The organism is Christiangramia oceanisediminis (assembly GCF_022570735.2).
Lineage (GTDB): Bacteria > Bacteroidota > Bacteroidia > Flavobacteriales > Flavobacteriaceae > Christiangramia > Christiangramia oceanisediminis.
The window spans coordinates 393,871-408,561 of the sequence record NZ_JANCNS010000002.1 but is presented as its reverse complement, the minus strand read 5'-3'; the positions used below and the strand labels follow the sequence as shown (position 1 = coordinate 408,561).

The 14,691-nt window shown below is 40.6% G+C and carries 8 protein-coding genes; 2 read left to right on the top strand and 6 right to left on the bottom strand.

What is annotated here, in order from left to right; all coding sequences use genetic code 11:
• Nucleotides 1-24: 24 nt before the first annotated feature.
• Nucleotides 25-993, bottom strand: coding sequence for an App1 family protein (locus MKO06_RS09160; RefSeq protein WP_241552041.1), 969 nt, complete (start codon nucleotides 991-993; stop codon nucleotides 25-27).
• A 72-nt stretch (nucleotides 994-1,065) separates the two neighbouring features.
• Between MKO06_RS09160 and MKO06_RS09155 the strand changes: the two genes are divergently transcribed.
• Nucleotides 1,066-1,941, top strand: a complete 876-nt coding sequence (locus MKO06_RS09155) for a diacylglycerol/lipid kinase family protein (protein ID WP_241551879.1) — start codon at nucleotides 1,066-1,068, stop codon at nucleotides 1,939-1,941.
• Between the two features lie 120 nt (nucleotides 1,942-2,061).
• Here the strand turns inward: MKO06_RS09155 and MKO06_RS09150 are convergent, their stop codons facing one another.
• The 5 genes from MKO06_RS09150 to MKO06_RS09130 all read right to left on the bottom strand — a co-directional run bounded on the left by MKO06_RS09150 (nucleotide 2,062) and on the right by MKO06_RS09130 (nucleotide 13,523).
• On the bottom strand, nucleotides 2,062-5,436 hold the full coding sequence (locus tag MKO06_RS09150; protein WP_241551878.1) for a VCBS repeat-containing protein: 3,375 nt from the start codon (nucleotides 5,434-5,436) through the stop codon (nucleotides 2,062-2,064).
• A 131-nt stretch (nucleotides 5,437-5,567) separates the two neighbouring features.
• Nucleotides 5,568-7,250, bottom strand: coding sequence for a RagB/SusD family nutrient uptake outer membrane protein (locus MKO06_RS09145; RefSeq protein ID WP_241551877.1), 1,683 nt, complete (start codon nucleotides 7,248-7,250; stop codon nucleotides 5,568-5,570).
• Nucleotides 7,251-7,255: 5 nt separating this feature from the next.
• Nucleotides 7,256-10,450, bottom strand: a complete 3,195-nt coding sequence (locus MKO06_RS09140) for a SusC/RagA family TonB-linked outer membrane protein (protein WP_241551876.1) — start codon at nucleotides 10,448-10,450, stop codon at nucleotides 7,256-7,258.
• A gap of 714 nt (nucleotides 10,451-11,164) precedes the next feature.
• Nucleotides 11,165-11,809 (bottom strand): gluconate 2-dehydrogenase subunit 3 family protein, encoded by a 645-nt coding sequence (locus tag MKO06_RS09135; protein ID WP_241551875.1) that lies wholly within the window; start codon nucleotides 11,807-11,809, stop codon nucleotides 11,165-11,167.
• Nucleotides 11,810-11,819: 10 nt separating this feature from the next.
• Nucleotides 11,820-13,523 carry a GMC oxidoreductase gene (locus MKO06_RS09130; RefSeq protein ID WP_241551874.1) on the bottom strand — a complete coding sequence of 568 codons (1,704 nt, stop codon included), beginning with the start codon at nucleotides 13,521-13,523 and terminating at the stop codon, nucleotides 11,820-11,822.
• A 142-nt stretch (nucleotides 13,524-13,665) separates the two neighbouring features.
• On the opposite strand from MKO06_RS09130, the gene MKO06_RS09125 reads away from it, so the two are divergent.
• Nucleotides 13,666-14,670: a sugar phosphate isomerase/epimerase family protein gene (locus MKO06_RS09125; RefSeq protein WP_241551873.1), complete on the top strand. Its 1,005-nt coding sequence runs from the start codon at nucleotides 13,666-13,668 to the stop codon at nucleotides 14,668-14,670.
• Nucleotides 14,671-14,691: the final 21 nt, after the last annotated feature.

The following is a 14,691-nucleotide window of genomic DNA, read 5'->3' as shown; positions in this document are numbered from 1 at the left end:
AGCCTCGCTATTGCGGGGCTTTTTTTATATGATTCCATGTTCCGCGGAATGATTGATGGCCTTATCGCTATCCCTAAAATAACAGGTGCTCACGCCCATATCGTTTAGATTGGAAAGTACATTCTTAACTTTTTTGTTCTGCTTACTGGAAGTTTGCCTGATGTAAACCGCGCGAATATTCACCGGAAAGGTCTTGCAAATGCGTTCATACAAATACGGGTCATGTTGCGAATCGTCGCCGAGCAACACATATTTTAAATGAGGATAGAACGAGATAATGTCTTTGATCTTAATGAATTTATGGTCATGGTCTCCCCTGCCCGATTTTACAAAATCACGAAGGCCTGTTTTGATCTTCTTCAGTTTGATAACCGCCTTGGGTAGTTCATGAAGGTGGGCAAATTCTGAAATAAAATCATACAGATTCCATTCACTACTGGAAACAAAAAAGAACGAATTGGACGCTTTTGAATTGTCATCCTGCCCGGCAAGACTTAGCTTCTGGTAATGCCTTACCACGTCATCAAAAACCTTTCGCTTGTTGATGTTTTTGGACAGCATGACATATAATTTCTTGAAAAAGCTATTGCTGTGCGAGATCAGGAAAGTATCGTCAATATCAGAAATGATCGCCAGTTTACTTTCATAAGGCTTTAATAATTCGCCTTTTTCAATGATACCAAAATCGAACATTCTACAACTCACCTCGTATTCATGCCAGCCCGGTTCCAGCTCTTCCTCGAAGGGAACGCTAAATCTAAAATAACCGTCGTCCATGGTTTTGGTAGTGACTTCCATTTCCCGGAATTTTAGACGCACCTCGTAATTCTGCAAAGGCTTTATCCTGAATTTGTGAAGGATGGAATAGGCATGTTTTACACCTTTTTTATCGACACTGTACTTATCTGGCGCCCAGGATTCGAACAAATGTCCAAAAACCACTAATTCTTCATTATTTACGTAACCCCTGTAAAGTTTAAGATCGAGTTTCAAAATATTAGCCTTTTTTTTAAAATTCCTTCTATTCAAAATAAGTATTTTAGACCGATTCTTAAACAGGCTTACATGAATTTTAAGGAAGTTTTATTGATTGTAAATCCCATTTCAGGAGATATAGACAAGCAAAGAATCATCAATAAAGTAAAAGAAGAGGTTCAAAGAAGAAACGCAGATTTTCATCTTTACAGAACTACAGGGGAAAATGATATCGAGAAAATAAGAAAATTTCTCGATGTTCATGAAATAGGTCGTGTACTTGTTGCAGGAGGAGACGGGACCATTAACCTGGTTGCTGAAACCATCAGGAAATATGATCTGCCAATGGGAATTATTCCGGCCGGTTCGGCTAATGGTCTTGCTTTAAACCTCGAGCTTCCAGACGAACTCAATCAACAGGTCAAAATAGCAATGGGTGACAATTTTATCAATTATGACATCTTAAGTTTAAATGATACTATTTGTTTACACATGAGTGATCTAGGGATCAATGCAGAATTGATAAAAAATTACGAAAACTCTAATTTCAGGGGTAAGCTGGGATATCTCATCCAGTCCATTCCTACGCTTATTAAAAGCGGATATCCTTTCGAGTTCGAGATACAGTCAAAGGGTGAAGACCGGGAAGCCCAGGCAGCTCTGCTTGGAATTGCCAATGCTAATAAATATGGTACTGGTGCCAATGTAAATCCAATAGGAAGACCAGATGACGGACTTTTCGAGATTCTTATATTTAAACGAATAAGCCTTGGTGAAGTATTAAAAACCCTTAGAAATGAAACCAATTTAGACCCCGAATTCCTGGAGATCATTCAAACCAAATCTGCTAAAGTAATTTGCAAAAAACCGGTTTCCTTCCAGATTGATGGTGAATACATTGGAGAAGAAACTGAAATAAAGATTAGTATCCTTCCGGAAAAATTGAAGATTGCGGTTCCCGCTTAGGAAAACTAACAGTACCAATCCAAACATTATTCTTACAAAAACAGCCAGTAGACCGAAAACTCCAGGTAGGTTTTCAATCTTGACTGGCTGTTTTTAGTATTATTTCTGAAATCTGCCTTTCTAAGGTTGTTTTTCCATCACTGCCAGAACTTCTTCTGCCTGTTCTGTCTCATTGATCTTAATCAACAGCAGGTTATCACTATTCCTCGCTGCAAGAATATAGGTAGCCTTTGAAGTCGTAAGAGTGGCCATATCCTTAACATCTCCCGGAACAAAGAAACCACTGTTCCTTGCCTCTACGGCTTTAAAATTCCCTTCGCCATCGCCTTTAAGCAACAATCCAATACCGGCATCGGCACGTGGGGTTTCTACTTCAGAAGCATACAGATTCCCGGCGATCAATACATCCAGATTTCCGTCTCCATCAAAATCCTGGGTGAGAATACTATTGATCGGTGAGATCTGAGCTTCCGGAGGGAGTTGATGAAGCACAAATCCGTTTTCGGTATTTTCTATATAAACACTTGCAAATGATTGAACCTTGTAATGCAATGCATTCTCAAGATAGTCGGTTGTATATATATCCTCAAGATTGGCATTTGCGTAAGAATTGTAGTCTTCAAATTTCTTTTTGATTCCGGGCATTTGTTGTGAAGAACATTCTCTTCCTCGAACAGGAAATTTTTCACCATCATTAAAATAGCTTAAAACGATATCCTTTTGCCTGTTTCCATCAAAATCATAATAATAGATATCAAAACTCGCATCTTCACTGGCTTTATACTTATAGTTCATGCCAAGGTTTCCTACTATAAAGTCCATATCTCCGTCATTATCAAAATCACCTGCCTCGATACTGAACCACCAACCTGTGGTATCACCTAGTCCAAGCTGTTCTGAAACCTCTATAAAGCTACCGCCATTATTCTTAAACACCCTAATAGGCATCCATTCACCAGCAATTACCAGATCTGTCCAGCCGTCCTGGTCGAAATCTGTCCAGGTCGCACTGGTAACAAGCCCAAGATCCTGGAAGCCAGGCGCAACCTTGGAAGTAACATCTACAAATTTCGGATTTCCGGGTTGAGACCGATTTTCAAGCAAATAACTACTGGCAGGGGCAGGATAATTTCCAGGAACCAGTCTACCTCCCACGAACAGATCCAGATCACCATCTTTATCGTAATCATAGGCATAAACATTAGATCCACTGGTGATCATTTCTGGCAAAGCTTCCTTAGAGCGCCTGAATTCACCATTTTCGTTAATATACAGTCGGTCTTGTAACATATTTGAATTCTTATCGAACTCATTACCACCACTCACTACATACAGGTCGTTATCTCCATCTCCATCTGCGTCAAAAATGAGGGCTCCAAGATCTTCATGCATTTTATCATTGGTGAGGTCACTGAATTCCTTTCTTACAAAATTACCTGCATTAGTTTGAAAGTAGACTCCTGGAGCATACTGCGAGGCAGCTCCTACGAACACATCATCAAGGCCATCACCGTTGAGATCGCCAACCGCAAGACCAGGCCCAAACATGGAGGTTTTATGCGGAAGCAGTACCTCCTTATCGAAGTCATTATAGATATTTTCCCTGTGCTCGTAATCCAGATTTAGATCGGCAGCTGTAACCTGCGAAAACATTGGTTTTTCAGGAGTTTCGATCTTATTTGGTTGCAACTCCCTGGCATCGGCATAATTTATAGTTACCAGCTGATCTGCGACCATATCTTTGAATAGCTGTTCCTTTTGATCTGGCCATACCACGCGTACCTCCTCGACGCTCTCATTAGGCCCAAGTCCAAAATGCATTCTGGGCGCAACCGAAGACTGGAAACCCCTGGTAAGTTGAAGTTCCTGCATCTGGGCTTTCTCCCCGTTTTTTAAATAGACCCTGGCACCAATCCCATCAGGATTTTTTTCCGGCCCGTTGAAATCGAAAGCCAGGTAGTGGTTATTTGCAATATTGTTGTTAACAAAAACACTGGCTTCATCATCTATATTATTGGTTACGATCTCAAGGTCACCGTCGTTATCCAGGTCTACATATACAGCACCATTTGAAAAGCCTTTATAGCTTATTCCCCAGTTCTCGTTCACTCGTTCAAAGCCCAAATCACCTTTATTTCGGTAAACGAAATTATCTATTTTTTCAGAAGGAATTTGAAGAGACCTGGCTAGAAGGCTATCCTTATTAGTTGGCAATTTTTTGATCTTATTGAAATAATCCTTATTGTTGATCTCCCTCCTGGTACCGTTTGAAATATAAACATCTTTCCAACCATCATTATCCAGATCGGCAAATAAAGGTGCCCAGCTCCAGTCTGTTGCCTGAATTCCTGCCTGGTTGGCCAGGTTGCTAAAGAATGGTTTTTCACCCTTAAGGTTACCCGCACTGGTTTGCAGGGAATTATACATATACTGGTAATGAAATCCTGAATTCACAGTTCCCCAGAACAGATCGGGATTCATACTTGCCATATTTGCTTTTGCACGACGATTATTTTTGGCCGCCATATCTACCTGAAGAATATCAAGCAAACCATCATTATTATAATCGGCTATATCAACCCCCATACCGTAGAAAGAGGTTTGGCTGGTGGCATCCTTTATAATATCGGTAAAAGTACCATCCTGATTATTCATCCACATATAGTCTGGCATGCTGAAGTCATTGGATACATAGATATCTGGCCAGCCGTCATTATTAAGATCTCCAATAGTAGCGCTTAGAGAGAGTCCGAAGGATCTAAGCCCGGCCTCATCGGTAACCTTAGTGAATTTCCCTCCATCGTTACGATACAGGTTATCGGTTTCCGTATCCTTAACGTTCTGCATCTTATAAAGATAATATCCGTTAGGTGCATCGAAATTCGTAGGCGGGTAATTAGCTACATAAAGATCTAAATCCCCATCCAAATCGTAATCGAAAAAGGTTGCCTGCACGCTGTGTCCCTTATCTGCAATCCCGTATTCTTCAGCCATTTCGGTAAATGTACCATCGGTATTATTAACATATAATAAATTTTCCCTGGGTTCGAATTTTCCGGAAGCAGATACATAAATATCCAGATAACCGTCATTATTAATATCAACCATGGTAACTCCTGTAAACCACCTGTTATCACCTTGAAGGCCTGCCTTCTCTGTAACATCTTCAAATTTCATATCACCTTTGTTAAGGTACAGCCGATTAGGCACCATATTGCCAGTAAAGAACAAATCGATAAGCCCGTCATTATTGACGTCACCCGCAGCAATTCCTCCACCCATGTACAGATAGGAATAACTAAAATAATTTATACTGTCGTTCTCTTCCAGTATGTTTTTGAAATCGATACCGGTTTGTTCCGCATTCAGCCGGGTAAAGTTCTTTTCCTCTTGTTGTTCCTTCACATCGGTTACACAAGCGCCCAGGCTTAGGAGGGAACCAATAAGTCCCAGGAAAAGATTTTTCTTCATTAATCTGCTTATCTGCTTATTCATAAAGTTGAAATGAATGTTTAATGCAATATCTCCTATAAAATCAAGAGCCCGCCAAAATAGATCATTTGATCTATTTAAGCCAGCTCTTGGTTAGTTTTTAATTATGGTATTCTACTCTCTAATTCGCTGAATTAGTATCCAGGATTCTGCTCTAAAATTCCTCCGGAAAGGTCAATAGCGGTAGTTGGAATAGGCATGATCACCATATATGGTCGCCATGGAGAAGTTTTTGGACCAAAGTTAGGAATGGTTGATGTTTCATTATCAACATATTCCTCGATTACATTACCCATGTAATCTGCTCCCCATCTTGCAAGGTCAAAGTATCGGTGACCTTCCATGGCAAGTTCAAGCCTCCTTTCAAAGCGTACTGCTTTGATAGCAAATTCCTGGTCTGGAAAAGAATCGTATAATTCAATATTATAATTTGCTGCAGGTGAACCATCTTCAGCCATCACCACTGTCATGTTCATGGCTCTTTCCCGAACCCTGTTAACATAGTCCAGCGCAGTATCAAGGTTACCAAGTTCAGCAGCAGCTTCAGCAGCCATCAATAATACTCCTGAAAATCTCATCACGTTGTAATTGATTCCGGAATGTTGCTGACCCCAGGCACCGGTTCCTTTGTTTACATCTTCCCCAGCCTGGTATACATTCTTCTTTGGAAGATATGGACCAGAAATATCTGCAAAACTGTTACGTATCCATTCCTTTCCCGGATGTACACCATAACCATTATACTCTATACCACGTCTTCCTACTGTATAATCCAATCTTGGATCCAGCGGGCCGGTTTCCGGAGTAAATGGCTCTGAACTTTCTATCCCGTAATCAGTCGCAACATCAGTATTACCATAAGTATCCAGCATAGGCAAACCGTTTTCGGTCTTGTAGGCATTCACAAGGTCCTGGGTTGGCACGTAGAAACCACAGCAAAAACCAAGTGCGTTCGGGAAGTTAAGCGTACCTCCCACGTTTCCATTAAAAGACTGTCCTCCATCGGCTGCAAACTGAACCGCGAAAACCGATTCAGCACTGTTTTCTCCAGCAGCTGTAAAATTCGCAACGAATTCCTGGTTTAATGCGTAAGGTCCATTTTGGATCACATCCTGTAAGATGTTAAAAGCATCCTGCCACTTCTCCTGGAATAAATAGGCTTTTCCTAAAAAGGCTTTTGCTGTCCAGGAAGTTGGTCTTCCTGCCTCAGCCTGCATTTCTGGTAAATTATCCACTGCGAATTGCAGGTCAGCTTCTACCTGATCCCAGATAGGCCTAGGATTTGGCTGGTTAAATTCGCTATTTACGTAGTTCTCTACAGAAATGAACGCAGGATTCCCAAACATTTTTTGTAGCTCAAAATTATAATAGGCTCTCAAAAATCTTGCTTCCCCTTCTTTTGCTGAAAAGTCTTCAGCCTCAATTCCGTTAATAACGCTAATTACAGAGTTTGCCCTGTTTACACCGGCATATAATGCCTCCCATCTACCTAAAATATATGGGTTAGCAGGGGTGAAAGCATAGGTCTCCAACAGGAACAGATCCAGCTGATCCCCATCGGTACTTCCCTTATGGGCATCGTCTGACATTACATCGAACCACCAGTTATCGGGTCCAACCGCAAATACGTTCCCGCCATTATTATTAACAACACCGGTAAGTGCAGAATAGGTTCCTGTAAGTAATAGGTCTACTCCCTGTGGATTCTGTAAAGCTTCATCACTTAAGGCTCCCACAGCAGGGGTTTCGGTAAATTCCTCACTACAGGCGATAAAGGCCAGTATAGGTAGGAAATAATAAAATATCTTCTTTTTCATTTCAATTAGATTTTAATATTGATACCAAATGTATAAATCTGAGAAACCGGGTAGACGGGTTGATAACCGTTACCGATACCTCCACCGGCATCTACTCCTAAAGTAAGACTGTCAAATGATGCTATTTCAGGATCCAGGCCGTCATAACCGGTAATAGTGAACAAGTTAGTACCTTGGACGAAGATTCGCAAGTCCTGAAATCTTAATTTTTCGACGATAGTTTCAGCAAAATTATATCCAATCTGCAGATTGCTCAATCTTATAAAAGAACCATCTTCCACAAAGAAGGAATTTGGATTTGTTTCAGCATTCCTAATCGTTTGGCTAAGCGCCGGCATAGAAGCATCTGGATTTTCTGGAGTCCAGGAGTCTAACACCCTGTCACTTCTGTTCGCATTAAAGAACAATGGGAAATCTGTAAACAACTTCTGATAGTTATAGATATCATTTCCCTGAGAACCATTAAAAAATGCGGAAATATCAAAGCCTTTATAGGCTGCAGTAAGGTTAAGACCGAAGGTATAATCTGGATGAGGAGAACCAATATCGGTTCTATCATCATCATTGATCACGCCATCTCCGTTTATGTCGGCATATTGCAAACGCCCCACCCCATCAGCAGGATTAGCAAAACCCTGGTCTGCAGCGGCAGCAACTTCTTCTTCTGTTCTAAAGATCCCTACAACCTCTCTACCGAAGAAATAAGATAAAGGTTTACCTTCTTCGGTTCTGGTAATAGCTCCACCTCTAAAGCCCACATTTCCGGTCTGGAACTCACTAATAAGATCGGTTACCTCATTCCTGTAGTGAGACAGATTGAAGTTCGCGCTCCAGGTAAAATCCTTAACAGGATCACTATAGTATCCAATGCTAAAATCAACACCGGTATTCTTAATAGAACCAACATTCACCCAGGGAGCCGAGGCATCGATCGCGGTGGTACTTATCGTACTAAAATCCTGTGTGATGAGATCTTCAGTGGTAATTTCATAAAATTCAATTCTGGTTTCCAAACGACTGTCCAGCATGTCTAAATCTAACCCAATGTTTTTGGTAACACTGGTCTCCCATTTCAGGTTAGGGTTTCCTACCTGGCTTAGAACAGCACCAGAAGTAATACCACCATTACCATTAAATGGGTAATCAGCAACCTGATTGTTAAGATTAGAAATGTTTATTGTAGGGTTACCTACTGGTAAGGACTGATTACCAACCTCACCCCAGGATCCTTTGATTTTTAGCCTGTTCACAAAAGCATCAGTGGGATAAAATCCTTCCTCACTAATCACCCAACCTACACTAAATGATGGAAAAACATCGCTTTTGTTATCTCCCCTGAATCTTGAAGACTCATCCCTTCTTAGGGTACCGGAGAAAAAATATCTACCAGCGTAGTTATAGTTCACATTTCCGAATAATGAATAAAGTGTATTGGTTTGATCGAAGGCATAGTCGATAATCGGGTCTCCTGAACCATTGGTAAGAAGATAAAAATCTTCATCTTCAAACAAATATCCATTACGAGATATTCCTTTTCCTTTCCCTCTGTTAGACAACGACTCAATACCTGCCACTGCATCTACGCTATGATTTCCGAAGTTTCCACCGTAATTAATGGTGTTTGTCCAGATCCACTGATAATTATTGGAATCCTGCTCGGTTAGAGTGTTAGTTGAACGTGGCTCTGAGTGTTCAGGGTTCACTGGAAGAAAGAATCTTCCGTCATAGGTTTGTAGATCTCCGGCGATAGAAGTTTTCACATTTAGCCCTTCTACGATCTCTAAAACAGCATATAAGTCTCCAAATACCCTTAACTGTTTATTATAATTGTCTGATGCTCTTAGCAAATTAGCTACCGGGTTGGTTGGGTTACTTAAACCGGCGGCCGCATTATAGGTACCTGTAAAATTCCCGTTATCGTCTCTAACCGGCAATAGGGGAGATTGTCTTAAGGCATTATTTACCTCATCAGATTGTGAACGTTGATTGCTAAAAGAAACATTCAGGTGATTACCTACTCTTAATCTGTCTCCGATTTTGAATTCAGAGTTTAAACGAGTAACAGCCCTTTGATAACCTGTTTCAAGCTGGATACCTTCTCTTTTAAGATAATTCACAGAAAGAAGAAATTTACCAAATTCGTTTCCATTCTGTAAACTAACCGAAGCATTATAGGTAGGTGCTGTTTGAAATATTTCATCCAGCCAGTCTGTTCCTCCTGGAGGCACGGTTACGTCTACTGGAATTCCCTGGATCATATTGGGGATTACAGGTTCTGGCCCGCTGCCGTATTGAGGATGAGTTACCTCTGCCCCATCATTTCTTAAAGACTGGAAAATCATTTCTCCATGTTGTTGCGGGTTAAGAAGACCAGGTAAATTGGTTGCCCTGGCGAAACCTGCATAGGTATCTACTGCAATTGACGGACCAGTCATTCCATAATTACCACCCTTAGTAGTAATAATAACCACCCCGTTGGAAGCCCTTGCTCCGTAAATAGCAGCGGCACCATCCTTTAGAACGTTCATCTGTGCTATATCGCTTGCATTTAAACTGTTCAGGATAGAAGGGTCATCTGTTTGCACTCCGTCTATAATATATAAAGGGTTGTTGTTATTGCTGGTACCAAAACCACGAATCCTCACCACTGGAGTACCACCTGGAGAGCCGTCATTCTGCACCGTTACACCTGTAACCCGACCCTGAAGCGCTTCTGCGGCGTTTACAATTGGAGCCTTGGTAGCTTCCTCGAGATTTACAGAGGATACAGATCCTGTCACGTCGGCCCTGGTTTGCTGGGTATATCCCAATACAACGATCTCATCAAGTTGGCTGGCGTCTTCCTCCAGCCTAACATCGATCACATTGCTTTCTCCAACAACGATCTCATTAGTCTGGTAGCCTACGTAACTAAATACCAGAGTTGCTCCTTGAGGTGCGTCCAGGCTGTAATTTCCATCAAAATCGGTTTGAGTACCTGTATTGGTACCTTTGATAAAAACATTCACGCCAGGCATCGGTACAGCATTTTGGTCAGTAACCGTTCCCGAAACTGTTTGCTGGTCAGTAATTTCCATCGCGTTAAAGGCGAAAACATTTGTACTACTCATACTAAAAAGCATGATGCCAATACAAACCCCTAAGAAAATACTTTTTCTTTTTCCCAGTGGAAACCACGCTGGGAGAGTAGAGATTTTCATGTTCATAATTTAATTAATAGTTAATTAGTTAAAGAGTTAACACTAAATGTAAATAAAATCTTAACAAATCCACAAAAACACTTCTTTAAAATTTTCAATTTATTTGAAAAGACTTCCATCTTTTTATAATATTTCAACGAAAACGTTATCGTGTTTACAACTATCTAACTTGTTGTTTTACAGTTATTTACGAATAGATAAATCAAAAAATGAATTGTGAATATTTACTGAAAATAATGGTTGATAACTTTAGCAATAATATGCCGTATACCTCAGAAAATTAATGAAATAGGGTGTATTGAAGGCCATTTTAAGGCATAATGAAGCCTCGTAATTATAGTTAAAAAGTCATTTAAAGACTGTTGAACCAAAATGAATTGATCAAAATAGACCTGAAATTCCCAAAAAGGGATAGGAAAAAATTTAATAAAACAATAGGAAGATAGTAGAGAGATTTTTGAAATAATCAGGTAAAATTGAAAAATTTATTTCCAGGTAACTTTAAAAAGAAAATGTTAATACTTTCTCTTTTTGGTTCTGCCAGAAATCTGGCACTCTTTTGAGCTTATAAAATAGACTATTTGTTTTGAATCTAATTGCATTGACATTCGCAGTAAAACCAGGAATTATTATTTAATATCTGGATTTAATGGTTAAAAAAAGCCTCTGGAACTAAATCCAGAGGCTTCTTATTCCAAATCGATAAAAACTAATTTATAGGCTCATCGCCTTTCCATTACCAAGCTCATCTACTGGCCCGCAAGGAATATATTGCCCTGGAATTGGATCATACCAAAGCACATTCTCTCCAACTGCTTCAGAATTCTTCCAGGCCCAGATGCCAAGATCTCTTACAGTATTCAGGTATTCATAGGCACCAGCGTCTGGATTCATCTCGGTTTCCTGTTCCTGAGGTAATGCATCCTGGGTTTCGGTAGTACGCTTAAGAAATTCTTCCTTTTGAGCAGGTGTAGCCTTTAAATATTTTTTGATGATAGCTTCAAAATCTTCTCCACTGCCGTCATCCTGGTTTTTACCGAACTCATTCTCAAAAGCCTGTGAAAAGTTCTCCGCACCCCTGTTGAAACGCTGTCTCTGATCTTCGCCGGCCACTTCGTCCATATAAGCATCGATGAATTGAGCTATATTAAGATCGGATGCCCCTGGAGTTTCTGTAGTTGGTAAGATCACATCAAGGATCCTTTTAAGAGCAAAACCGTGAGAGGCACTTAAAAAGACAGGTTGCCAGTCATATTCCGGTTCATTTTTACAACTTTGTAACAAACTTAAAGCGCTTGGTCCCATAATTAGGAACCCAGCTCCCATTCCAATATTTTTTAAAGCTTTTCTTCTATCCATAATATTCTAATTAGGCGTTGGATTTTTTAAAGTTTTTCGCCGCATGATCGGCTGCCCTGGCTGTTAATGCCATATATGTTAAAGAAGGATTCTGGCAACCCGAGGAAGTCATACAGGCACCATCGGTTACATAAACATTAGGTACGGCATGAACCTGGTTGTAGGCATTCAACACAGAAGTTTTAGGATCCCGTCCCATTCTCGCTGTTCCCATTTCATGAATTCCAAGACCTGGAGCACCAAGAACATCATAAGAGCTTATATCCCGGAACCCTGCTTTTTCGAGCATGGCAACTGCCTGTTCACGCATATCCTTACGCATTTTGAGCTCATTTTCCTTAAATTCTGCATCAAATGTAATGGTTGGTAAGCCCCATTCATCCAATTTATCATAGTCCAGGGTCATTTTATTGTCATGATATGGCAAACATTCACCAAAGGCCAGTAGACCCATGGTCCAGCCACCTGGCTCTGAGATCGCTTTTTTCAGTTCCGTTCCGTAACCAAGTTCGGCAACAGTTTCGCTCCAGTCAGACCTGCTTGCTCCGCCCTGGTAACCATATCCCCTAAGGAAATCCACATCGCTATCCTGGCCATTCAAATTCCGGAATCTTGGGAGATAGATCCCATTGGGTTTTCGGCCTTTGTAATAAGAGTCTTTGAATCCATCGTATTTCCCTGAAGCTCCAACCCTGAAGTGATGGTCCATAATATTATGCCCAAGTTCTCCACTATCATTACCAAGTCCATCTGGAAATCTATCAGATTTAGACTGCATAAGTATACTGGTGGAAGCCATTGCAGATGCACACAGGAAGATCACGTTCGCATAATATTCGAATTCTTCCTTGGTCTCAGCATCGATAACCTTTACCCCTTTCGCCAGTTTCGTTTCCGGATCGTAGATCACTTCAGAAACTATGGAATGAGTTCTCAAATCCATATTTCCTGTTTTACTTGCAGCTGGTAAGGTGGAAGAATTACTGCTAAAATATGCCCCATAAGGACAACCGCGAATACAGCGATTCCTGAACTGGCATTTAGACCTGCCCTCGAACTTTTTATCGCCTGTAATATGTGCAACCCTTCCGGAAGTCATCACCCTTCCGTTAAAATTGTTTGCGATGCTTTGTCTAAGATGATCTTCCACACAGTTCAGATCCATTGGAGGTAAAAATTCACCATCTGGCAACTGGTTCAGGCCTAATTTTTCGCCACAAACTCCAATAAAGGATTCAACCTTATCATACCATGGGGCGATATCTTTATACCTGATTGGCCAGTCTACCGCGATATTATCTTTTTTATTCGCCTCAAAATCAAGGTCGCTCAACCGGTAACTGTGTCTTCCCCACATGATAGACCGGCCACCAACGTGATAGCCTCGCATCCAGTCAAATCGTTTAGTTTCATTATAGGGATGTTTGATATCATCTACAAACCAGTGTTTGCTGGGTTCTGAAACCGTATAGCCTGTCCTGGCCTGTTTATATTGCCTTTTCTCATCTTCCCTGGTTACCTGGCCTTTAAATTTATAATCCCAGGGATCGTCGTTCATGGTTGGATAATCCTTAACGTGTTCCACCATCCTTCCCCTTTCCAGGACAAGTGTCTTAAAACCTTTTTCGCAGAGTTCTTTGGCGGCCCAACCACCACTAATCCCTGTCCCTACAACTATTGCATCGTAGGTATCATCTTCATAGAAGTTGCTCACAATTTTTGCTTTTTAGATAAAATATTCATTCGAAGTCTCTCAAATATATAAATTTATGGCTATTATTTTGCGTCTTTAAAAAAAAGACTACTTTTAAATTGAAGTAATCCAAAAATTTTAATCAACTCAACTAATTAACTCTATGGCTTCTACAAAATACGGAATTTCCTCCTTACTATTCCTATTTATCATCATTACCAGCTTAGGCTTTGGTTCGTGTAAAAATGATACTAAAAAAAATGATCAATCCACTGCTGAAAAGACCCAGCAAGCCACGAAAGACTCTTTGTTCTTCGATATTTCATTGGCTCAATGGTCGCTTAACAGGCCTATTTTCGCTGGTGAACTGGATCCAATGGATTTTGCTAAAAAAGCTCACGAAATGGGTTTCACCGGAATTGAATATGTAACCGGTTTTTATGCTGAACGAATTAAAAATGCCAATGACCCTGAAGCTGAAATGCAGGTAGTTCTGGACAGCCTCAAGGCTAAAAGTGAGCGTTATAATGTAAAGAATTTACTGCTAATGGTAGATGGTGAAGGAGATATGGCTGTCAACGATGCTACATCCAGGGACCAGGCTGTGGAAAATCATAAAAAATGGGTAGATGCAGCGCAATTCTTGGGATGTCATTCTATTAGAGTGAACTTATTTGGTGCTACTCAAGAGGAAGAATGGAAAAAAGCAGCGACCGATGCACTTACTAAATTATCAAAATACGCCGCAGGAAAAAATGTAAATGTTCTCGTGGAGAATCACGGGCAACTTTCCTCAAATGCTGACCTCCTGTTAGAAGTAATCGAAGCTGTAAATATGGAGAATTGTGGTACCCTACCCGATTTTGGTAATTTCTGTATCAAAAGAGAAGGAGGCGAAAGATGGGAAGCTAAATGTATTGAGGAGTACCCAAAATATGAAGGAGTTCAAAAAATGATGGCGCATGCTAAAGCCGTTAGTGCGAAGTCATATTCTTTTGATGACCAGGGCGAAGAAGAGGTTATAGATTATCGAAAAATGCTTGAGATTATTAAGGATGCCGGTTATACCGGATATATTGGGATCGAATTCGAGGGAACAGAGATTCCAGCCGAAGAAGGCATCATGGCTACCAAAGACCTTTTAATACAAGCCGGAAGACAACTATAAACCAAACCAAGCACCTACACT